This is a genomic window from Mesorhizobium sp. GW821-FHT04C10, assembly GCF_059420305.1.
In genome coordinates, this window is the sequence record NZ_JBWKTL010000002.1 from 301,172 (window position 1) to 322,130 (window position 20,959).

A 20,959-nucleotide genomic window follows, 5' to 3' on the forward strand; every position below is an offset into this window, starting at 1 on the left:
CGGTTCCGTCCGGGACGTCGCCCGGCGGCTCGCTCAACTCCCGCCACCGAAAAAGACCGTCTCTCGGACACGATGGTCACGAACGATCCGTCCGTTCGCCATACTTACGACGCGATCGGCGACATGGAAGTAGCGGTCGTCATGGCTGATCACGATCAGGGTCTTGCCCTGCGCCTTAAGCTCCGGCAGCAGCTCTTCGTAGAAGACGCGGCGGAAGTCGGGGTCCTGGTCCGCGGCCCATTCATCGGTGACGATAATGGGCCGATGTTCGAGATAGGCTTGCACCAGCGCCAAGCGCTTGCGCTGCCCTGTCGACAGGTCGGTGGTCGTGAAGCGATCGCCTTCGAGCCGTACCTTGTGGGCGATGCCCAGGCGCTCAAGCTGCGGCTGCGCCTCGCCGGGAAGCGCGCCGTAGGCGAGATCGTCGAATAGGTAGTAGTCGGAAAAGATCGTGGCGAAGAGCTGGCGGTAGTCGTCGCGTCTTTCCGCGCCGACGGGCTCGCCGTCCAACATGACCAATCCCTTCTGCGGGGCATGGAGGCCGAGCAACAGCTTGATCAATGTCGTCTTGCCCGAGCCGTTCTCGCCGACGATGAACAGAAGTTCGCCCGCATGAACGATCAGGTCGACTGGTCCCAGCACAAAGGGAGCGACACTGCCTGTCGTGGGAAAGGCATAGGTGACGCCGCGCAGCTCGATCGACCTGATCGAAGTCGTGCCGAAGCCGCTATCCGCTCCGCTGATTGCAATATTCGGCTCACGCTGATCCAGCTCGGCCGAGAGCATGGCGATCCGTGCAAACGAAATCCGGGCCTGGTCGAAGACCGGAAACGCGCCAGCGATCGTCTCGACAGGCCCCTTGATGTAGAGAAGCACGATCACCGCGCCGCTGCTTACGCTGGTGTCGATGCCGAGGTGAAATTGCCCTGCCAGCAGCAGGCCGATGACGACGAAGAACACGGCCGACCCGCCGGCGTTGGCCAGCCAATGCTGCCGCATGGCGCGGCTCTTGAGTGTGGCGATGCGGTCGGCGTGCCCGGAGAGCAGAAGACCATGCACACGGCCGCGGCGCTGCCGGCTGATCTTCAGCTCCTTGGCTCCGTCGATGATCGCCCGGTACTGCTTGTGCAGGTCGTCCTGGGCGACCCTCACGCCCTCATAGTCGCGTATCCAGGCGCGCCGGGAGATGGCGTTGATGACAATGCCGACGCAAAGCGAGGCGATCGCCAGAAGGAACACGATAGGCGAGAGGGTGGACAGATAGACCAGGCTGCCGATGGTGATCGCCAGCGCGATGGCGTAGCCCGAGAAATTGAAGGTGAAGGCCGAAACCGTATCCACATCGCCGGTCAGCACCGACATGAGCCGATGAGGCCGATGGGCATCCAGGGCGGCGATCGGCGCGCGCAGGATGCGCGCGGATATGTCCTTGCGCAGGTTCGCGATGATCTTCTGGCCGACGACGCTGTTGCCGACGCCTGCGATCGCCGTGCCGCCCGCGCTCAACAGGCACAGGCCGGCAAAACGCGTCAAAAGCTCCCATGTCGCTCCGTCCTCGTGGAGCCCGGTATTGATGGTCGCCAGCAGCCACGCCGTAGCCAGACCCGCGACGATCCCCGCAAATGTCGCAAGCAGAACAAGCCGCCAGAACGGACGAAGAAGGCGACCTGCCTCGACGAAAACCTGTCCGCCACCCGGTTGGACGCGACAGCCGTTCATGGCGCGGACCTTGCGCGCAGCAGCCACAGCAAATAGGGCGAACCGACCAGGGTCGCCACCAGTCCAGCCGGTATCTGCCAGGGGTAAACGAGGTTTCGGCCAAGCCAATCCGCCGCGATCAGCAGATTGGAGCCGATGGCGGCGGCCGCGAGAATTTGCAAGAATGGCCGCCTTATTCCCAGCGCGCGCACGAGATGGGGCGTCATAAGCCCCGTGAAGCTGAGAGGGCCGACAACCGCCGTCGCGGGTCCGGTGAGCAGCGCGACGGCGGCCAGAATGACGAGGCGGGCGCGCAACAGGCTGACGCCCGATGCGCTGGCGATGTCGGCGCCGAGTGATATCAATGCAAGCCACCGGGAGAGAAGGCAGCTGGCGGGGATTGCAAGAACGGCAACCACCGCCACGATGGACGCGGTCGCCGCCGTCACTCGATAGGTCGAGCCAGACATCCATGTCAGGAGAATGGCGGCGCGTGGATCTCCGCTGGTCAGCACCACGCCGGTGAAGGCGCTCGTCAACGTCGCAAGCGAGATTCCAACGAGCAGAAGCCTGCTAGCCGAAAAGCGCGAATGCCAATTGAGGGCAAAGAGGACAAGAAGGATTAGTAGCGCTCCGCCGGCGCAGGCAGCGAGTGCAAGCCGGTCGGAAAAGCCGGGCACCAGCAATAGCAGAAAAATGATGCCCAATGATCCGCCGGAAGAAACGCCGAGCACTTCCGGGCTGGCCATCGGATTCCCCGTCAACCTCTGCAGGAGCACGCCTGCGACAGCCAGCATGCCGCCGGCCGAGGCTGCGGCGATCACCCGGGGGGTCCGCCAAGGCAGAACGGACTGCGCCATATCCGAAGATAGCCATTCCCATCCGGCGGGTGTTCTGCCAAATCCCAGTCCCAGCGCGACGGCTGCAACCAGAATGAACAGCAGGAATATGCCTGAGCGGATCGGCCGTACGTCGCGTATTGGTCCGCTATGCCCAGCCAGCGTCATGGGGCCGTCGCGCAGTCTCTGGAGGAAAACGACGAACAACAGCAAAAGGCTGCCGGCAACGGCCGTGGCAACGCCTGTGGGGATTTCCTGGCGAAATCCAAGAAGCTGGACGCATTGATCCGTGAGCAAGAGGAGAAGGGCCCCGGCAATTGGCGACCACAAAAGCCGCTCTCCGAAACGCCGCGCTCCCAGCAAAGAGACGATCTGTGGCGCGGCCAGACCGACAAAGCCTATGACGCCAGCCGCGCTGACGCAGAATGATCCGGTCGCCACGGCGACCGCCATCCCCGCAAATCTCGTCGCTGGAACGTTGAGACCTATGCCACGTGCCTGCCCGGGACCGAGCGACAGCAGGGAGAGCGGGCGGCGAAGCAAGACTGCCGCGGTGGCGCACACGCCGATACGCGGCAAGAGGTCACCAGCGGAACTCCAGCCGTTCTGGACCAGCGTTCCGCTCTGCCAGATAGAAAGTCCGGCCAGATAGTCATGGTTCAGAAGTGTCAGCAAGGCACCGAGCGCGCCGAAGAAAAGGCTGAAAATCAGCCCGCAGACGATGACCGAAACCGGAGAGAAGTCCGCTCTGCCCGCAACTGCTAACACAAGGACCGCAGCGGTGGCCGCCCCTGCCAACGCGACGAGTTCCGTGTGGTCATTCAGGAATGAGGGAGCCCACAGGGAGGCCGCGGCGAGAGCCAGATACGCACCGGCCGAGATACCGACGGTCGTCGTATCTGCGATAGGATTCTGCAATGTCTGCTGGAGGATGGCTCCGGCAAGGGCAAGGCCGGCGCCGACCAGCAGGCTCATGGCGATCCTGGGTACCGCCACTTCCGCGAAAACCAGCGCCTTCACATCGATACCGGGCGCGACAAGGCTCGCCCCCCACAGCGGGGGCGGCAGAAGGTCCGTCAGAGTGCGCATCGACAGCGCAAGGGCAAAGCATGCCACGATGAGCATGACCATAGGAAGCAACCAGCTGCTGCCGGACCGATGGCGGGAAGCCTGTTCGCTCATCCCTTGCTTTCCCGCGACTGCATGATGGCGGCTGTGAGAACCTGCGCGAACCTCATCGCAGAGGGGATTCCGCCAAGGGGATAAAAAACCGGGATGGGATGCACGCACCCTTCGCGCACGATGGGCAGGCTTCGCCACAGCGTGCTGTGGGAAAGCGCATGCTCGGCCCGTCTGGTGCGGTCCCCCTGATCGAGGTAGAACAGTCGCGCGTTGGAATTTTCGGCCAGCTGCGCGAGATCGATCAGCGCGTTTCCGAACCGCGACGGTGGCACGCCCAGCGCGTTGTTCAGGTCGAGCCGACCGAGAATTTCGTGTACCCAGCTTCCCTTGCCATAGGCGTAGATTTGCCTGCCGTTCTCGTGCAGCACGCCAATCATGACGTCCCTCGACTTTTCACCCTGCAGTTCGGCGCGGGTCTGGGCCAATACTCCGTCGAAAACGGCGAGATAGCGCTCGGCCGCGCCTGCCTTCGAGACAAGCTCCGCGATCTGGCGAAGCGCGCGCCGGGCATTTTCGAGGGGTGAAGAGGGCGGGTCGACGATTGTGACCTTCAGCGTCGGCGCGATGCGTCCGAGCTGTCCGGCGAGATTCGCCTGCCAGTTCGAAATCAGGATGCTGTCGGGTTGCAGCCACGCGATCAGTTCGAGGTTCGGCTCCGCTCTGGAACCGAGATTCAAGACCTCGGAGGGAAGGGCAATCCCCGGCAACCACTGCTGGTAGACCTCCGTATCGGGGACAGCCAACGGGACTGCGCCAATCGCAAGGAGGCTCTCTGCGGCCGCCCAGTCGGTGGCCACGACTTTGCGGGCCGTTTCCGCCCGGGCGGCCGATGATGAAAGACTGGCCGCCGCAAACGCAAAAACCGCCATGAGATGGCGGCGGGTCAGATTTGCGGATCGAGCCGATACCAGCATTCAGAACCTTGTAGTTCCAGGCGGGCTTCCCGAACCCCGCCTGGAATGTTCCAGTGTTTCGTCAGAAGTCGAACGAGGTGGACAGCAGGAACGTCCTCGGCGCGCCTCGGGCGAGGCCGAAATTGGATGAAGCCGCTGCCCAATAGCTTTTGTTGAAGACGTTCTCGACGCTGGCGCGCACCGTTACCGGCTTGCCGTTTTCGTGGTTGAACGTGTAACGCGCGCCGAGATCGAAACGCGTCCAGTCCGGGATGCTCTGCGTGTTGTCCGCGCTCGCATATTGAGACGAGGTGTAGATCACGCGACCGGTCAGCGTCAGGCCCGGCACGAAGGGTGTATCCCATTCCGCTCCCAGATTGAGCTGGACGTCGGGAACGCCGATGGCCTTCTTGCCGTCAAGCGTTCCATTCTGCGTCCTGGTCTGGACCCCGTCCATGAACGCGACGCCTCCGAGCAGCCGGATTTGGTCGGTCACTTCGCCGAAGGCGTTCAGTTCCAGGCCCTGGTTGCGGGTTCTGCCGTTCACGCCATAGGTGTTAGTGGCTGTGTTGAGATATCCGCTTGGCTGCTCGATCTGGAATAGGCTGGCGGTGGCGGTGATGCGTCCCAAATCGACCTTGACGCCGGCTTCATATTGCCTCGACCTTATGGGAGAGAAGGTCTCGCCGACGTTGCTGGAGCCGGCCGGCGCCGTGGGACCTTGACTGAGGCCCTCGATGTAATTGGCGTAGAAGGTGACTTTCTCCCATGGCTTGATGACCAAGCCGAGCGCGGGAGAAAATGCGTTTTCGTCATAGTCGGCGGTCTGCGCGCGCGTCGTGACGTTCCAGGCCTTCTGGCGTACGGTCTGGTATCGCCCGCCCAGGATAAATTGCAGGCGGTCGTCCAGCATGTAAACGCTGTCGGCGACCGCCAGGCTGCTGAGCGTCGACGCGCTGGTCTTGGGCGTGGAATCGAGCCAGCCCGACAGGTCCGTCATCGGAATGACGGCGGGGTCGTAGATGTTGGATGAATAGGTTGAAATGACCTGCGGGCGGTTGCCGAGCTCACTGTAGAGGCTGCTCGCGCTTACGGTCAACTCGTGCCGGACGGAACCCGTCTCGAACTTCGCGCGTGTGCCGACTTCGCCCGTATAGACGGTGTTGTAAGTCGGTTGATAATAATTGTTCGCGTCAAAATCGCCGGCGGAATTCCTTATGTACTCAAAGTTGTAGAGGCCGAGGAGTTCGTTCCGGTGCGCGCCGAAGGTGGCGTATGCGGTAATGTTTTCGTTGACGTCGTATTCGCCATGAACGTTGGCGATATAATCTTTGCCTTGGGCGTAATACCAATCTTGACCCAGATCGGCCGACGCCTCTGGCGCTTTCGGTATCTGGAAACCCGACCGGAAATAGACTGGACGTACGGGATCGTCGGAGTAGTTCTTCTGGTAGATGAGATCTGCCGACAGACGCAGCTTTTCGCCTTGATAGTCCAGGGCCAGCGCGGCGCTTCCCAGTTCGTTTGACTGGCCGTCCACCGCTGTGTCGCCGTTCGAATACGTGCCGTTGAAGCGTACGCCGAACTCCTTGTTGTCGCCGAAGCGCCGGGAAAGATCGACGCCGCCGCCAAACTGGCTGTCGGAGACATAACCGGCGGTCAACCGGGTGATGGGGTCGTCATCCGCTCTCTTCGGCACCAGATTGATGACCCCGCCGATGCTGCCGCCGGGAGCTATGCCGCTGAGCAGCGCGCTGGGGCCTTTCAGGACCTCCACGCGGTCCACCCAAGAAGTGCCGGCCATCTGATAGGGCGCCAGGCCGTACAGGCCGTTGATTGTCATATCCGGATTTCCCACTGGGAAGCCGCGGATAAAGAACTGGTTGGAATAGCTCCCGTCGGCCCATGTCGTGCGCACGGAGGGATCGTTCTTGACGACGTCGCCGACGCTGCGCGCCTGCTGATCGCGGATTGTCTTGTCCGTATAGCCCGTCACGTTGAAGGGCGTGTTCATCACGTCCCGGTTTCCAAGCATTCCAAGCCGTGTCCCGGTGGCGACCTGGCCCCCGGCGTAGGGCGGCGTCGTGGTCGCTCCTCCAGTGACATTGATCGTCTCGAGCGCGATCACGCCCGGCACGGTAGCCGCACCGGCATCGGCAGAAGCGCCGGGCTTCTGGATCGATACGGTGGTGGCATTCGTGAATTTGTAGGTCAGGCCCGAGCCGGCCAGGATACTGTTGAGCGCCTCGGTGCGCGTCAGTGTCCCCTGGGCGCCCTGCGAATTGATGCCGCGTGCTAGATCGGCGTTGAAGAACAACTGCACGCCCGTCGCGTTCGAGAACTGCACCAGCGCCCGGCCAAGCGGCTGCGGGCGGATGTTGAAGCTGGTCTTCGCCGCCGTGCTGGACTTGGCCTGGGCGAAAGCCGGCTCGGAAAGCGTCGGCAGTCCCGCCACGGCGGTCGTCATCAGCAGCGTCAGGAACAGCGACCGTCCACTCTTCCTTTTGCCCCCCATCGTTCGTGAAACGCCGTTACTCGCCGAAACGTCCTGCATGGCCCCACCTGCGCATCGCCCCGCGCAAGGCGGGAATTGCTGTCCAAAGAGGGCTGCGGAACGCGCCCTCATAGGCTTTGACACCTGGGAGGGCCAAACTAATGAACGGCTTTTCAAAAAAACTCGGGAAAGAGGCCTTTCACCCTGCGGGATAGACGATCGCCAGATAGCCCGTGGCGTTGATCAGGCGGATGGGCAAGGTGTCCGCAATGGTCTGCAGGGCGCTCTCCGCCTGCCCGGTATCGAAGATTGCGGTCACGGGAATGGTGCCGATGCTGCTGTCCATCAAAACGATCTTGCCGCGGCGATAGCGCTCCAGCTCCGCCAGGACGCGGCGCAAAGGCACGTCCTGGAAAACGATGCGATCCCGTCGCCATGCCTCGACCGTATCGACATTCGCCTGGATGGGCGTCCCCACGCCGTCACGGTCGTAGCTGACCTGCCAGCCCTCATCGAGCCGCACCGGAAAGCCGGACGAGCTGACGCTGACAGCATGTTCGGTCACGGCGACCGTCACGAGCTCATCGACATATTTTACGTCGAACTTTGTTCCGAGCGCCTGTGCCGCGCCTCCGGCTGCGTGGACCACGAAAGGACGCGCCGGATCGGAAGTGACGTTGAAGAATCCCTCGCCACGGAAGAGATCGACATGACGCTCGCTCTCGGTAAAGCGGGCGGACAGCGCCGAATAGCTGCCCAGCTCGACCGTGCTGCCATCGGCTAGGGCGATCGTGCGTCGTTCGCCGATGTCGGTTGTGTATTGCGAAAAGAGATCGGGCCGGTTGTAAGCGTAAAGTCCTCCGGCTCCGGCAAGAATGACGACCGATCCGGAGATGAAGTTGCGCCGCGACAGAATTGCTCCGGAGCGCCTGATGCGGTCGAGCTCAGGCTGGACGATGTCGAGGCGCTTCCACAGCGCTTCGGCCCGCTGCCACGCTGCGCCATGCGCCTCGTCGGCCGCCAGCCATGTTTCAAAGGCCTGGCGATCCGCTGCCGTGGCCTTGTCGTCGCGCATGCGCACGAACCATTCCAGGGCCTCCATCATGATCGGGTCTGCGGCTTCGTCCGTCATACGCCTCATTGCCATTCAGGTACTTTGCTCTTGCCGGCGAAGCGGTGCCTCTATCCTGCATCACACCCGAGAACGGAAAGGTAATGAACCGGAGCGGTAGATTATTTTCGCTGCATCTGGCGATCAAGGTCGGCAAGCGCGATGACGATGTGGGAAATGACGGTATTGCGGCTCACGCCCTGACGCAAGGCGATCTCGTCATAGCCCATGCCTTCGAACTTGTTCAGCATGAAGACCGCACGACGGCGCGGCGGAAGCGCGGCCACGGCCTTCAGTACGCGCCGCAGCTCACATTTGAAGATGGTCGTTTCCTCAGGCGAGGGGTGGCCATCGGGAATCGCATGCAATTCGGTGTCTGGAATGTCCGTTTCGCCTCGGCGTCGCCGGTCACGTATATAATTGAGCGCAAGATTACGCGCTGCGCAGGTCAGGTAGGCAGGGCAATTTTCGAGGTTGCCGCATTCGGCAGCTGCGATCAGTTTGAGGAACGATTGCTGGACGAGATCTTCAGCCGTGGCCCTGTTGCCAACCAAGCGGTTGACGAGACGACGCAGCCGTCCCTTCTCGGTCGTATACAAGCCAGCAATGTCGATCGCTCTGGTGTTCACCTGTCGGACCTTGGTCTGGGTTGATACGCTTGGCCACCTTGCCTGATGGGATTGAGAGGCGGTTACGTTATCGACAAAACTCTCGCAATCTCAATAATTTAGAGGAGTTCTAAAACCACATCGTCATGGAAATGCGTCCTTCGCTAAGTGGCTGATATTACATCGCGAAAATGTGCCACGAGGCTCATATGAAAATTGAGAACAACAATCAAGTTTTGATATGGTGTAGCGATTTTGTCACAGCGAATTTGGGCGTTCCTCCCTCCTCTCGCTTCAAGGTCTCTATTCTTTCCGCCCGGGGGCGACGTGCCACATCAACCATCGCACGGGCGCCTTGCAAAGACTGAAACGGATGACCCGCCGCCCCCTGTGTCTGACGCCGGTACAGCAACATCCAACCCATTTCGGGACCTTGACCGAGAGGTGAAGAAGCACCACGGCCTAGGCTTCCTCGACGCAAGGGTACGGCCTAGACGCCTACAACTTCAAAACCCCATCGCGGAACTGCGCGGCGATGAAGGGCATGAACGTTGTAACCTTACGACTGGACAGCCGCTGGGCCGCGTGGGGCATCCAGACCTCGATGGGCCGATTGAGCACACGACTCCAACGGCCTGGGGTGTCGGCATCGACGTCCCTGGCCACAAGCGACAACGGTAGGACGGCGGCGCCGGCGCCCGCGCGTACCGCATCGTGAATCATGAGAATGGAGGAGAGGCAGAGCCCCGAGATGGTCGCGGCCATACAGAAGGTTCTGTCGGCAGCCCATGGGGCCGGCATTAAGGCCGCCCTGCATTGCGGAACTCCAGCCTACGCAGCGAGGGCTGTCGAATGGGGTTTCGATCTTGTTACAGTCAGCAATGACGTCAGACTTCTGGCAGGCGCCGCAGCAGCCTGTGTCCAGTCGTTTCGTGGCCTCGTCACGGGCAAACCACCTGCCCCTTGATGGCGGAAGGTTTCTACCTGTTCGACTGTCGAGACAGGCGAGACCAAGACCTTGCGGGCAATCGAAAGAGCCGGCCCGCTGGCAGGGTCAATGACGGCGTTGATCGACCCAGCGCCGACGTTAGCCACGATCCGATGAAAAGCATCTGACAGCGGATATCGTCCGACTGACTTCGGCCTACGGCCGCTATGGCTATCGGCGGATCACAGCTCTGCTTCGGCAGGAAGGCTGGAAGGCGAGGGTCGAATGCTTTGGGATGCAGTGTTATCACGTGCTGCGAGTGCAATATTTCCCGCCAACCCCTCAACCTCCTCGAGCGCGTCAACCGCCGCCGCTTCATCATCCAAGCTGCACAAAAGTGTGCTTCCAGACCGGAACGGCAAATGATTTATCAGCTTGGCGATGTCGGAAGGATGCAGACCGCCAAGACTGGAGCAGGGGCTTTGCTTCGAGCATCCCTGTTCTACGTAAAGAGTCGCGCATTTCATGCGCAGTTCCTAGGTCGACGTAGCCAAGGTACGCCGGCGGCAGATCCGAGCCAGGAACAGTTGCGTAGGTCAATCGTCAAAACACACGGGCCGATCGGTCGGTCCGACGTTCTTTCCCGGGGCAACAGATCTGGTCCGAAGGATGCTCGCGCAAATACGCCTCTAGGATTAATGTGCCGCCACTAGGAAAGTACTCGCCCCGTGCACTGGTGTGTGTCAACGAATAGTCCGCCACTTGGGAGCTAAATCTACAGAGATAAAGACGCATGTTCTTCGATAAGCCCAAGTGAATCTCCACGGTCCGCTCTCAAGATCGTGATCGTAGGAGCAGTGAAGGCAACGTTCGTCATTGGCTTGCCCCAGACTCTATGTCTATACTCTCACGTCTATTATTCGTCTGATCGGCAAGCACGGCTTCGGCCGCTTTCTCTAGCAACAGATGAATTGGCGCGGTGCCAGCGAGCGGTCGAATTGCGTAGATCTGCAAGGGGGATGGTGCCGGGTCGGAACGAAGGCGCCGCAGGCGCCCAGATTCCACCTCCACCCGATAAAAATGCTCGGGAAGGTAGGCGAGGCCAAGGCCGGCAATTGCAAGGCTTGCTGCTGTGCGAAACGTATTGCAGATCGTCAGATTGCGGAAATGTACATCGTTCGTCGTCAGCCAGTTCAGAGTCGATCCGCGAAACTGCCACTCGCGTGATGTCGCGATGACGGGGAGTTCGCTCAACCTCTGGGGCGTCAGCACCTCGGGAATGGCTGGTAGTTCGGGACTGCACATCCAGGCGAATTGGATCATCTCGATGGGATTTGAGGCGAAGCGCGACTGCGGCATCTCGCAGGCTGCGAAAGCGACGTCGAGGGTGCCGGCATATAGCTTTTCCTCGATGAGGTGCGACAAGCTCACTTCAAGTTCGAGCTGCAGGCGAGGGTAGGTCTGCCGCACGAAGCGGATGAGCGCTGGCAACCAGGTGAGGGCGACGATCTCGGCAACCCCGAGCTTGATATAGCCGACGATTTCCTCCTTTTCGGCCACGGCATGCAGAAAGCGATCCGAAGCCAGCAGGATTTCCTCGGCATACGGCATCAACAGGGCCCCTTGCGACGTCAGCCGGGCTGTACGCTGGGAACGGTCGAACAGCGGCACGCCGATGCGCGCTTCCAACTCCTGTATGCGCATCGAAACCGCGGATTGGGTCGCATTCAACCTGAGCGCGGCCTGTGCAAAGCTGCCGAGGCGGGCAGCCCAGTAGAAGGTTTCGATCTGCCGGTGGTTCAAATTCGGTCCTCCGCTCCTCCTCTCTATTACTTCAGGTTTTCTGATGCATCTCCACCGAAATAATTCGATTTTCCTGGCATATTGCCCGTGACATTGATGCGTGAGCCACGACAGCCGCGCCCGCGCAGTTCGGCTGAGCAGATTTGAGTATCGACACTGAGTGAGGAACCGTGATCAATTCAGCCAAAACCATCGAGATCGATCCGGCTTTCGTCGAAAGGACCATTCTCGAACTCGCTTCCTACGGTGCCGTTGGGGAGACAGGTGTTTCCCGCACCGTATATTCGCCCGAATGGGCGGGTGCGACCGATTACTACAGTCGCTGCTGTGCCGAAGCTGGGCTCGATGTGCATCGCGATGCCGTTGGCAACGTATGGGGACGGCTCCTCGGAACGACGGACGAAAAGGCGGTCGTCTCCGGCTCGCACATCGATTCCCAGACGCCTGGCGGCCGTTACGACGGGGCGCTTGGCGCCGTGGCGGCCCTGGTCGCGATTAAGGTCCTGAAGCAGCAGTTTGGTACGCCAAGACGCACCCTGGAAGCTGTCGCCTTCTGCGAGGAGGAATCGAGCCGCTTTCCCAATGCCAATTATTGGGGCTCACGGGCGGTGACCGGTAGGATCGCCCCAGGCGACCCGGAGCGGGTAATTGGCTTTTCGGGCGAGACGATCGCCGAAGCGATGCGCTCGGTCGGGCTCGATCCCGAGCGCATTCCCGAAGCGCGGCGCAATGACATAGACAGTTTCCTCGAACTTCACATCGAGCAGGGCCCGATCCTCGAACAGGCAGGGCTCCCTGTCGCCGTCGTCGATGCGATCACCGGAATTCGCCATTACAGCGCCGAGCTCGCCGGGGTGCAGAACCACGCCGGTGCCTTCCCGATGGACATACGTCATGATCCACTGGCCGGCTTCGCAGAAATCGCTTCCGGGCTCATCAACACGGCCCACCGCTTGGGTCGGCCGGCGGTCACGACCGTCGGCCGGGTGCTGGTCGAGCCGAATTTTCCCGGCATCATTCCGGCCAAGGTGGCGTTCACCATCGATGCGCGCCATCCCAACGCGGCGGCCCGCAGGCGGCTCTACGAAATGCATGAAGGGCTGATGCGCGAGGTCGCTGGCCGCAGGGGTCTCAGCGTCGACTGGCGGGTCATGATCGACCATGAACCTTCGCCCTCCGATCCCGGGATCGTCGCCACCTTGCAGCGCGCCGCCGCCGAGCAAGGCGTGCCGTTCCTTACGATGGCGAGCGGCGCGGGTCATGATTCACAGCAGATGGCCGCCATCGCCAAGGTTGCGATGATATTCGTCCGCTCCAAGGACGGACGCAGCCATACGCCGGAGGAATTTTCCTCGCTGGAGGATATCGTCGCCGGAATTAGCGTGCTCGCCGCTGGCCTTCACGCGCTTGCCTATTGAAGAGGAGCTAGCCCATGACCTACCCGCGCGACCTGGCCGGCTATGGCCGTAATCCACCGGACCCAATGTGGCCTGGCGGCAAGAAGCTCGCGGTGCAATTCGTCATCAACTACGAGGAGGGAGGCGAGCATTCGATCCTGCACGGAGATCGCCAGAGCGAGGCTTTTCTCACCGAGGAGCCAACTGTCGCCTTCGCCAACATCCGCAACATCAATGTCGAGTCCCAGTATGAGTATGGCAGCCGTGTCGGCTGGTGGCGGCTATACCGGCTCTTCACCGAGCGCAAGCTGCCGGTGACCATCTTCGGGATAGCAACCTCGCTGCAAAAGAATCCCGAGGCCGTGGCCGCAATGAAGGAAGCGAATTTCGAGATCGCTTCGCATGGCTTGCGCTGGATCCAATACGCGGAAATGCCGGAGGAGCAGGAGGCCGCGCAGATCGCCGAAGCCATCCGCATCCATACCGAAGTCACGGGATCGCGGCCGACCGGCTGGTACACGGGCCGGATGAGCATCAACACGCGCAGGTTGATCGTTGAATCCGGAGGGTTCGCCTATGACGCCGATTCATTTTCCGACGACCTGCCATATTGGGTCGACGTGGGCGGTCAGGACCATCTCGTAGTCCCTTATACGCTCGACAACAACGATGGACGTTATGTCAACACCTACGGCTATCAGTCGGCGAGCTTTTCCGCCTACCTGGTCCAGGCCTTCGATTTCTTGCGGCGGGAGGCACAGGTCGCGCCAAGGATGATGAGCATCGGCCTTCACACACGTATTGTCGGGCGGCCTGGCCGGGCGGCGGACCTGGAGCGTTTCCTCGACCATGTCGCGGCCGCCGACGACGTCTGGGTGACGAGGCGTATCGACATCGCCGAACATTGGCGGGCCACGCACCCGCCGCGGCTCCGGTAACGACAATGGGTCGAGCGGTCCTGGTAACCGGCGCCGGCGGGTTTCTCGGCTCAAGAACGGCAGAGCTTCTGAGGCTGGGCGGCTATTATGTTGTCGGCCTCGATATGTCACCGGATGCGGATAGCAACGTCGTCGCCTGCGATCTTTGCGATCGGCAGCGCTTGTGGGGCGCGGTGCCGTCGCAGGACTTTGCAGCGATCGTCCACTGCGGCGCCATCTCAGGCCCTTCGCTGTACCGCGACGAGCCCGACCGGGTGGCCTGGACGAATATCCTAAGCACTGTGAATCTGCTGGAATTTGCCCGGAAACGATCGATTTCGCGTTTCGTCTTCGCGTCCTCGGCAAGTGTCTACGGCCGTTCACCGACGGATCTTCCCGTGAGCGAGGAACGTGCCCTGCATCCGTCCTCGATCTATGCGGCCAGCAAGATTGCAGGCGAAGCGCTCCTAGAGGCCTACTGCCGGCGATACGATATTTCTGGCGTTAGCCTGCGTATCGCGGCGGTCTACGGCCCTGGGCGTCGAACGGCATGCGTCATCCGTGACATGATCCTCACCGGGCTGAAAAAGGAGCGGTTGACGCTGCCTTTCGGCCGCGACCAGCGCTACCACTACGTTCATGTCGACGATGCCGCGGCCGCGCTGAGCGCCGCCGTTCATGCACCGTCCTTGGGCGCGCCTGCCTACACGGTCGCAGCCGATCAGGGCATTGTGCTGAGCGCGCTTGCCGATCTCGTCCGGGAGATCGTGCCCGGTCCCCCGATTGCCGTCGACGCCGCCGAGGACCCGCTTTCGGATCCGCAAGGCCCTTACGAACTCGATGCCGCGCCGCGGGATCTGGGCTGGCGGCCTGCGATCGATCTGGTGAGCGGCATTCGTTCCTATGCCGAGTGGCTCACATCAGAAAATATGAAGATTCCGCTTCAAATCAATTCGGTTGCGTGAAATGTCCGGCGCCACGATCCTGACCTGCGCAAGAAACTGCGAACTGCTCAACCGCTGACGGGCAGAATCCGGTCCCGTCTCGAGCAGGCCAGTAATCACAACAAATCCGCCGAAGGCGGGTCCATCCAGAGAGGGATGCATACCATGATCAAATACATTGCCGGTCTTGCCGGCTTCACAACGGTCTTCGGCCTTGCAGCGTTGGCTCCAGCCGCGGCAACCGACTTGGACGCCATTCAGGCCAGCATCACCGAGCACCAGAAATTGCCGGCCTTCACTGCGCCTGGCGAGGCGTTTGATGCCAAGACCTGCATGAGCGGCAAGAAGGCGATGGTCGTGCCCTTCTCGAGCGCGGTCGAGTTCACCGGTGCGGTAGCGAACCGCATGACGGAGATCGCAAAGGAGATCGGTTTTCAGTACGACCACTACCAGACGCAGGGCCAGCCCTCGCAATGGATCCAAGGTATCAACCAGGCGATCACGCAGCGCTACAATCTCGTCGATGTGCTGATGTCCGATCCGCGGGTTCTCGTTCCGCAGGCAACGCAGGCGGATCAGGCAGGGGTCAAGATCGTGGCCGCTCATGCGTCCGGGTTCGACACTCCCGCCCCTGCGCCGTTCCAGAACGTACAGATCGATTACACTCAGGCTGGGCGCCTGATGGCTCAGTGGGCGGTTCTCAAGACCAAGGGCAAGGCGAATGTGCTCGCCATCGTCGCCGAGGATTCCTTCTCCGCCAATTCGCTCAAGAACGGCATCAAGGAGGTCATGGACAAGTGCGAGGAATGCAAGGTCCAGTACCTCAACGTGCCGGTCACCGACTGGGCGACCCGCATGCAGTCGACGGTGCAGGCAGCACTGCTGCGCGATCCCTCGATAAACTACATCCTGCCGATCTATGACGGCATGGCGCAGTTCGTCGTTCCTGCCGTCGAACTCACCCAGTCCGCGGACCGGGTCAAAATCGCCACCTTCAACGGCAGCCCCTATGTGCTGCAGCTTGTTCAGCAGGGCAGCGTCGAGATGGATATCGGCGAAAGCATCGACTGGGTGGCGCATGCGATCGTCGACGCCGAGATGAGGATGCTTTGCGGTTTGCCGGCGGTGAAGGATCCGAAGGTGCCGCTCTATATATTCGATGCATCGAACGCCAGCACGGCCGGCACGCCTCCGCAGATCTCCACCGGTTACGGCGACGCCTATGTCGCCGGCTATCGCAAGCTCTGGGGCCTGGAATGATGTCGCGGGTGGCGACCGACGGAAGTGTCGCCAATCTGGTCATCGAGGGGCTGACCAAGTCCTTCGGTGGCGTCAAGGTCGTGAACGACGTCACGCTGACCGTGAACCGTGGAGAGATCCACGGTCTGCTCGGTCATAACGGATCGGGCAAGTCCACGCTGATCAAAATGCTCTCCGGCGTCTACGCGCCGGACGGCGGCCGCGTGACGCTTGGCGGGCGCGAACTGCCGCTACCGCTGCCTCCCGGCGAGTTCAACCGGTACGGCATATCAGTCGTCCACCAGGCGCTCGGTCTGGTGCCGTCGCTCTCGGTCACCGAAAACCTGCTAGCGCGCCGTCTGGTCCGCACACCCAATCCGATGATCCGGTGGCGGCGCGCGCATCGCGAGGCTCGAAAGATTTTCGCCGACTATGGTCTCGCCATCGACCCCGAAACGCCGGTCGCCAATCTCGCGCCCGTCGAGCGTGCCCTCGTTGCGATCGTGCGCGCGTTCCAGGAAATCGCCGAAACATCCGGCCGCGACGGCGGATTGCTGATCCTCGACGAACCGACGCCATTCCTGTCGCGAGACGATGTCGATCATCTATTTTCATTGGTACGAACGTTGGCGCAGCGAGGCACGAGCGTCATCTTCGTTTCGCACGACGTCGACGAGGTCAAGGAGCTGACCGACCGCGCCACGGTGCTGCGCAATGGCAGCATCGCGGCTAGCCTCACCACCGCGCAAGCCTCGAAAGCCGAATTCATCGCCGCGATCGTCGGCCGCGATCTGGCGATGGAGCGCCTGTCCCCGGTGTATCGAGGCGGCGCCGAGGCGCTTGTCGTGAAGGGCCTGGCAAGCGAAAGCCTGCCACCTTTGGATCTCGCGGTTGGGACAGGCGAAGTGCTTGGCCTGACCGGCCTGATAGGCTCTGGCTACGACAGGATCCCCTACCACCTCTTTGGTGCCATGCCTGCGACGGCAGGCAATCTGCGGCTTGGCGATCTTGCCTTGCCGCTGGCGGCGATGACGCCCGCTCGGGCCATAGGCCACGGCATGGTGCTGGTTCCGGCCGATCGGCAGAGAGCTGCCATCGTCGAAGGCCTCACCGTGGCTGAAAATCTGGCGGTGCCGGCATTCGGCCGGTCCTTGCCGACCTATTTCGTGACGGGGCGCAAGATTGTCCAACACGCTGCCGATCTTGTACGGAATTTCGACGTGCGCCCACCTGACCCAGGCCGGTTGATACGTGATCTCTCCGGCGGCAACCAGCAGAAGGTCGTGCTCGCCAAATGGCTTCAAACCGAGCCGCGCGTGATCCTGCTCGACGAACCGACGCAAGGGGTCGACGTCGGAGCGCGCCATCAGGTCTATGGCTTCATTCGTGCTGCTGCCGAACGCGGCGCCGCCATTATCTGCGCCAGTTCCGATCATGAACAGCTGGAGATGATCTGCGACCGCGTGCTCATCTTCAGTCACGGCCGCGTCGCGGCAAGCCTGTCGGGTCGCGAAGTGACCAAGGCCGCGATCACCGAGCGGTGTCTCGACAGCCTGGGCGGTGTGCTCGCAGGCGAACCTGTCCTTCTCAAAGAGAATTCCCCATGATGGAAGCAACCCACGCCGCCACGAGCAAATCGAATATGAGCGGGGTCCAGGGTAATTGGCGCCGCGGTTTCCTGAGGGAACTGGAGCGGTTCGCTCTGCTCATCGCCTGGCTTGTCATCATCGCTATCTTCGGCATCATTTCCCCGGATGCATTCCTGACCTGGCCGAACTTTTCGACGATATTCGGCTCGCAGGCCGTTCTGGTGATCTTGACCCTCGGCCTGATCATCCCGTTGACGGCGGGCGACATCGACCTTTCCGTCGCGCAGGTCCTGACGCTCTCGTCGATGGTGATTGCCGTCCTCAATGTCGGCCACGGCTGGCCGATCGGCTGGGCGATCGCGGTCGCCTTGGCCGCCGGTTTGCTCACCGGCCTGCTCAATGCGTTCTTCACGCTCTACTTCCGCATTCATTCGCTGATCGTGACCCTTGGAACCGGCACGTTCCTGCATGGGATCACCTTGTGGATCAGCAATTCGCGCACGATCGGCGGCATCGACTGGAGCCTCGTCAACGCCGTCATCCTGACCCGCTTCCTGGGCATTCCCCTGGCGTTTTATTACGCGCTCGCCCTCGCGCTGCTCCTGCTTTACGTCTTCGAATTCACATCTCTGGGCCGCAAGGCGCTGTTCGTCGGCCGCGGCCGGGACGTGGCTCGCTTGTCCGGCATCCCCGTCACGCGTATGCGCCTGATCTGCTTTCTCGCTTCCGGTGTCTTCGCCGCCATAGCTGGTGTGCTTTATGCCGGAACCTCCGGCTCGGCTGATCCAAATTCCGGTACGCAGTTGATGTTGCCGGCTTTCGCCGCGGCCTATCTGGGCGCGACCTCGATTTCCCCCGGACGTTTCAACCCGATGGGATCGGTGATTGCCGTCTATCTCCTCGTCACCGGCATCACCGGACTTTCAATCCTCGGAATCGATACGTTCGTTCAGGATCTCTTCTATGGGGGCGCCCTGGTTATCGCGGTGGCCCTGTCGCAACTCGTACGCGGACGTGAAGAATCTCTCACCTAGCGCGTTATTGCGGAGTTTCGAGAATGCAACGGCTAGGCGGTCGCAGTGCCCTTGTCATCGGTGCCGGCATCGGAATTGGGCGAGCTGTCGCTCTCGCCTTCGGCAGGGAAGGGGCGCGCGTCGCGATAGCCGATTGCGGCGAGGTTCAGCACCGGGAAGAAGCTGTCGCCGCGGTCGTGGCGGCCGGAGCCGAAGCGTTTCCCCTTCAATGCGACGTGACCGTCGAAGCCGATGTGGCGGCGGCAGTAAGACAGACCATCGACCGCCATGGCCGCATCGACATATTGGTCAACAATGCCGGCATCGGCCAGCCCCCGGGCGATTTCCTCACGCTGCACTGGACGGATTGGCAGAGGCTGATCGACGTCAATCTGCGGGGCGTCGCCTTCGGCATGCGACAGGCACTGCCGCCGATGCTAAAGCAGCGCTACGGCCGCATCATCAATACGGCCTCGCAACTTGCGCACAAGCCGGCGGCCGGCGCTGCCGTCTACAGCGCCACCAAAGCCGCGGTGGTGGGGCTGAGCGTTGCCGTCGCGCAGGAGGTTGCCGCCCACGGCGTCACCGTCAACTGCGTCTGTCCCGGCCCCACCGATACGGCGACATGGCGGGCCAGCGATGCCGATTGGAGGCGATGGAAGACGGAACAGCTTCCCATTCGGCGCATCGCCGAACCGGATGAGATCGCGCCCGCTTACGTCTATCTTGCTTCAGACGAGGCGAACTTCATGATCGGCCAAAGCCTTTCGCCGAACGGCGGCGACGTAAGCTGGTAGCACTAGCATTGCTCGTCCATGGCAGCGCCGGCGTCGCTCCCGACTTCGCAATGCCGCGCCGCTCACCGTTTCACGACAGGCAGATCCTCCCGCCGGCGCTCGAGCGCGACCATCAGCACGCCCGAGACAAGGATCATGGCCGCGCCGAGGGTCACGGAGACCGATGGGACTTCCGAGAATGCGACGAAGCCGACCAGGAAGGCGAAGACCAGCGCCGTATATTCCAGGGTCGCCACAAGGTGCGCGGGCGCGCGTTTTGCCGCGGAATAGAGCGCATACTGGCCCAGTCCTCCGAGGACGCCCGAGAGGATCATGAGATATGTATCTCTCGCATCCGCCGGGTAGGGCAGCCAGGCGAGGGTCGGCGCGGTCGCGGCGACGAATATGAGATTGGTGTAGAACACCTGCACCAATGGGCTGTCCTTCGCTGCCATGCGTCTCAGCATGACAAGGGAAACGCTCCAAAGCATCGCGGCCGCAAGCGCCAGTAGAACGGGGATCGTGACGGTCAGCGTCGGCACATCGCTGGCGATCATCACGCCCGCCAGGCCGAGGCCGACCGGCAGCCACTGCGCCGGAGCGAGCGGCTCGCGCAGAAACGGTCCCGACATGAGCGCCACGAACACCGGCGCGACAAAATAGAGGGTGATGAGTTGCCCGAAGGCGAGCGTCTCGGCAGCGAGGTAGAAGCAGAGCCATGCGGCCAGGATGATCATGCTTCGCAAGGTGAGTTCGCCCTTGCTGTGGCTTCGCAGGACGCTGGAAACGGCGCGTCGGCGGCTGAAGATCATGATCGCCGCGACAACCGTCAGGCTACGCACCATGAGGATGGTCCAGCCCGGAACGCGGCTGACCACGTCCTTTGCCAGAGCGTCCTGCACGGTCATCAGAAAAAATGCGGTGAGGGAAATGCCGGCGGCCGCCAGGAGCGGAGTGGAGAATCTGGCGACGAGGTGCTCTGACATTTCGGGGCATTCTCTTGAACGGCAGCGAACGGCCGTGCCTATCCGGTCGCCGCGCACCAGCCCAGGCGCTAAAGACAGCGACTTCGACGCCGGTCCGACACGCCGCGCCGGATCAGGGTTTTACGGCGAAGACCTGGATCTCGATGCGCAACCGCGGATCGGCCAGTCGAGCTTCCACGCAGGCGCGTGCAGGCGCGTGGCCCGGCGCAACCCAAGCGTCCCACACTGCATTCATGGCCTCGAAATCCGTGACGTGGGCAAGCCAGACATAGGCGTGAGTGATGGCTGATTTGTCTGTTCCCGCCTCGCTCAGCAAAGCATCGATCCTGTCCAGGATATTCCTGGTTTGGCCGGACAGATCGAGATCGGGATTCGACGAAACCTGTCCGGCCAGGACCACCATTTTCCCCGAGAGCGGAAACTCGACGATCTGACTCATTCGCTGATTGGTGTGGCGTCTTTCGATGGTCATCTTCGCTCCAGGAGCAGGTTACAGGGACATTCAAATTGGAGCCCAAGTCCGGCATTGCGCGAAATCTGGA

The 20,959-nt window shown here is 61.8% G+C and carries 17 protein-coding genes; 7 read left to right on the top strand and 10 right to left on the bottom strand.

Going from position 1 to position 20,959, the window contains the following annotated elements:
* Nucleotides 1-33: 33 nt before the first annotated feature.
* The 8 genes from AC07UC_RS34955 to AC07UC_RS34990 all read right to left on the bottom strand — a co-directional run bounded on the left by AC07UC_RS34955 (nucleotide 34) and on the right by AC07UC_RS34990 (nucleotide 11,556).
* A complete protein-coding gene (locus AC07UC_RS34955) occupies nucleotides 34-1,719 on the bottom strand; it encodes a cyclic peptide export ABC transporter (protein WP_494909293.1) in 1,686 nt (561 codons plus the stop codon).
* Nucleotides 1,716-3,668 carry a Fe(3+)-hydroxamate ABC transporter permease FhuB gene (fhuB, locus tag AC07UC_RS34960; protein WP_494909294.1) on the bottom strand — a complete coding sequence of 651 codons (1,953 nt, stop codon included), beginning with the start codon at nucleotides 3,666-3,668 and terminating at the stop codon, nucleotides 1,716-1,718. The genes AC07UC_RS34955 and fhuB overlap by 4 nt, the downstream gene beginning before the upstream one ends.
* Nucleotides 3,669-3,715: 47 nt before the next feature.
* Entirely contained in the window at nucleotides 3,716-4,633 is a 918-nt protein-coding gene (locus AC07UC_RS34965) for an ABC transporter substrate-binding protein (protein ID WP_494909295.1), read from the bottom strand.
* 61 nt (nucleotides 4,634-4,694) lie between these two features.
* Nucleotides 4,695-7,283: a TonB-dependent siderophore receptor gene (locus tag AC07UC_RS34970; RefSeq protein ID WP_494909296.1), complete on the bottom strand. Its 2,589-nt coding sequence runs from the start codon at nucleotides 7,281-7,283 to the stop codon at nucleotides 4,695-4,697.
* A 22-nt stretch (nucleotides 7,284-7,305) separates the two neighbouring features.
* Entirely contained in the window at nucleotides 7,306-8,238 is a 933-nt protein-coding gene (locus AC07UC_RS34975; protein WP_494909297.1) for a FecR family protein, read from the bottom strand.
* Between the two features lie 101 nt (nucleotides 8,239-8,339).
* The gene (locus tag AC07UC_RS34980; protein WP_494909299.1) at nucleotides 8,340-8,846 is read right to left on the bottom strand and encodes an RNA polymerase sigma factor; all 507 of its coding nucleotides are present in this window, start codon (nucleotides 8,844-8,846) and stop codon (nucleotides 8,340-8,342) included.
* Between the two features lie 477 nt (nucleotides 8,847-9,323).
* The gene (locus tag AC07UC_RS34985) at nucleotides 9,324-9,590 is read right to left on the bottom strand and encodes a hypothetical protein (RefSeq protein ID WP_494909300.1); all 267 of its coding nucleotides are present in this window, start codon (nucleotides 9,588-9,590) and stop codon (nucleotides 9,324-9,326) included.
* 1,036 nt (nucleotides 9,591-10,626) lie between these two features.
* A complete protein-coding gene (locus tag AC07UC_RS34990; RefSeq protein ID WP_494909301.1) occupies nucleotides 10,627-11,556 on the bottom strand; it encodes a LysR family transcriptional regulator in 930 nt (309 codons plus the stop codon).
* 170 nt (nucleotides 11,557-11,726) lie between these two features.
* On the opposite strand from AC07UC_RS34990, the gene AC07UC_RS34995 reads away from it, so the two are divergent.
* The 7 genes from AC07UC_RS34995 (at nucleotide 11,727) to AC07UC_RS35025 (ending at nucleotide 19,452) form a co-directional block, all read left to right on the top strand.
* Complete coding sequence (locus AC07UC_RS34995; protein ID WP_494909302.1) at nucleotides 11,727-12,974, top strand: hydantoinase/carbamoylase family amidase; 1,248 nt, start codon at nucleotides 11,727-11,729, stop codon at nucleotides 12,972-12,974.
* A gap of 14 nt (nucleotides 12,975-12,988) precedes the next feature.
* A complete protein-coding gene (gene puuE / locus AC07UC_RS35000; protein ID WP_494909303.1) occupies nucleotides 12,989-13,891 on the top strand; it encodes an allantoinase PuuE in 903 nt (300 codons plus the stop codon).
* 5 nt (nucleotides 13,892-13,896) lie between these two features.
* A complete protein-coding gene (locus AC07UC_RS35005; RefSeq protein ID WP_494909304.1) occupies nucleotides 13,897-14,835 on the top strand; it encodes an NAD-dependent epimerase/dehydratase family protein in 939 nt (312 codons plus the stop codon).
* A gap of 144 nt (nucleotides 14,836-14,979) precedes the next feature.
* Nucleotides 14,980-16,074, top strand: coding sequence for a sugar ABC transporter substrate-binding protein (locus tag AC07UC_RS35010; protein WP_494909305.1), 1,095 nt, complete (start codon nucleotides 14,980-14,982; stop codon nucleotides 16,072-16,074).
* The gene (locus AC07UC_RS35015; protein ID WP_494909306.1) at nucleotides 16,071-17,660 is read left to right on the top strand and encodes a sugar ABC transporter ATP-binding protein; all 1,590 of its coding nucleotides are present in this window, start codon (nucleotides 16,071-16,073) and stop codon (nucleotides 17,658-17,660) included. Before AC07UC_RS35010 ends, AC07UC_RS35015 begins: the two co-directional genes overlap by 4 nt.
* Nucleotides 17,657-18,676, top strand: a complete 1,020-nt coding sequence (locus tag AC07UC_RS35020) for an ABC transporter permease (RefSeq protein ID WP_494909307.1) — start codon at nucleotides 17,657-17,659, stop codon at nucleotides 18,674-18,676. Before AC07UC_RS35015 ends, AC07UC_RS35020 begins: the two co-directional genes overlap by 4 nt.
* 23 nt (nucleotides 18,677-18,699) lie before the next feature.
* Complete coding sequence (locus tag AC07UC_RS35025; RefSeq protein WP_494909308.1) at nucleotides 18,700-19,452, top strand: SDR family NAD(P)-dependent oxidoreductase; 753 nt, start codon at nucleotides 18,700-18,702, stop codon at nucleotides 19,450-19,452.
* A gap of 62 nt (nucleotides 19,453-19,514) precedes the next feature.
* Here the strand turns inward: AC07UC_RS35025 and AC07UC_RS35030 are convergent, their stop codons facing one another.
* On the bottom strand, nucleotides 19,515-20,417 hold the full coding sequence (locus tag AC07UC_RS35030) for a DMT family transporter (RefSeq protein ID WP_494909309.1): 903 nt from the start codon (nucleotides 20,415-20,417) through the stop codon (nucleotides 19,515-19,517).
* A 112-nt stretch (nucleotides 20,418-20,529) separates the two neighbouring features.
* Nucleotides 20,530-20,889, bottom strand: coding sequence for a RidA family protein (locus AC07UC_RS35035; protein WP_494909310.1), 360 nt, complete (start codon nucleotides 20,887-20,889; stop codon nucleotides 20,530-20,532).
* Nucleotides 20,890-20,959: the final 70 nt, after the last annotated feature.

Bases quoted from the DNA above. Each gene is read 5' to 3' on its own strand.
- AC07UC_RS34965 (WP_494909295.1), bottom strand. From the start codon at position 4,633: ATGCTGGTATCGGCTCGATCCGCAAATCTGACCCGCCGCCATCTCATG.
- puuE (WP_494909303.1), top strand. From the start codon at position 12,989: ATGACCTACCCGCGCGACCTGGCCGGCTATGGCCGTAATCCACCGGAC.
- AC07UC_RS35025 (WP_494909308.1), top strand. From the start codon at position 18,700: ATGCAACGGCTAGGCGGTCGCAGTGCCCTTGTCATCGGTGCCGGCATC.
- AC07UC_RS35035 (WP_494909310.1), bottom strand. From the start codon at position 20,889: ATGACCATCGAAAGACGCCACACCAATCAGCGAATGAGTCAGATCGTC.
- AC07UC_RS35030 (WP_494909309.1), bottom strand. From the start codon at position 20,417: ATGTCAGAGCACCTCGTCGCCAGATTCTCCACTCCGCTCCTGGCGGCC.
- AC07UC_RS34975 (WP_494909297.1), bottom strand. From the start codon at position 8,238: ATGACGGACGAAGCCGCAGACCCGATCATGATGGAGGCCCTGGAATGG.
- AC07UC_RS35010 (WP_494909305.1), top strand. From the start codon at position 14,980: ATGATCAAATACATTGCCGGTCTTGCCGGCTTCACAACGGTCTTCGGC.
- AC07UC_RS34955 (WP_494909293.1), bottom strand. From the start codon at position 1,719: ATGAACGGCTGTCGCGTCCAACCGGGTGGCGGACAGGTTTTCGTCGAG.
- AC07UC_RS34985 (WP_494909300.1), bottom strand. From the start codon at position 9,590: ATGGCCGCGACCATCTCGGGGCTCTGCCTCTCCTCCATTCTCATGATT.
- AC07UC_RS35015 (WP_494909306.1), top strand. From the start codon at position 16,071: ATGATGTCGCGGGTGGCGACCGACGGAAGTGTCGCCAATCTGGTCATC.
- AC07UC_RS35020 (WP_494909307.1), top strand. From the start codon at position 17,657: ATGATGGAAGCAACCCACGCCGCCACGAGCAAATCGAATATGAGCGGG.
- AC07UC_RS35005 (WP_494909304.1), top strand. From the start codon at position 13,897: ATGGGTCGAGCGGTCCTGGTAACCGGCGCCGGCGGGTTTCTCGGCTCA.
- fhuB (WP_494909294.1), bottom strand. From the start codon at position 3,668: ATGGTCATGCTCATCGTGGCATGCTTTGCCCTTGCGCTGTCGATGCGC.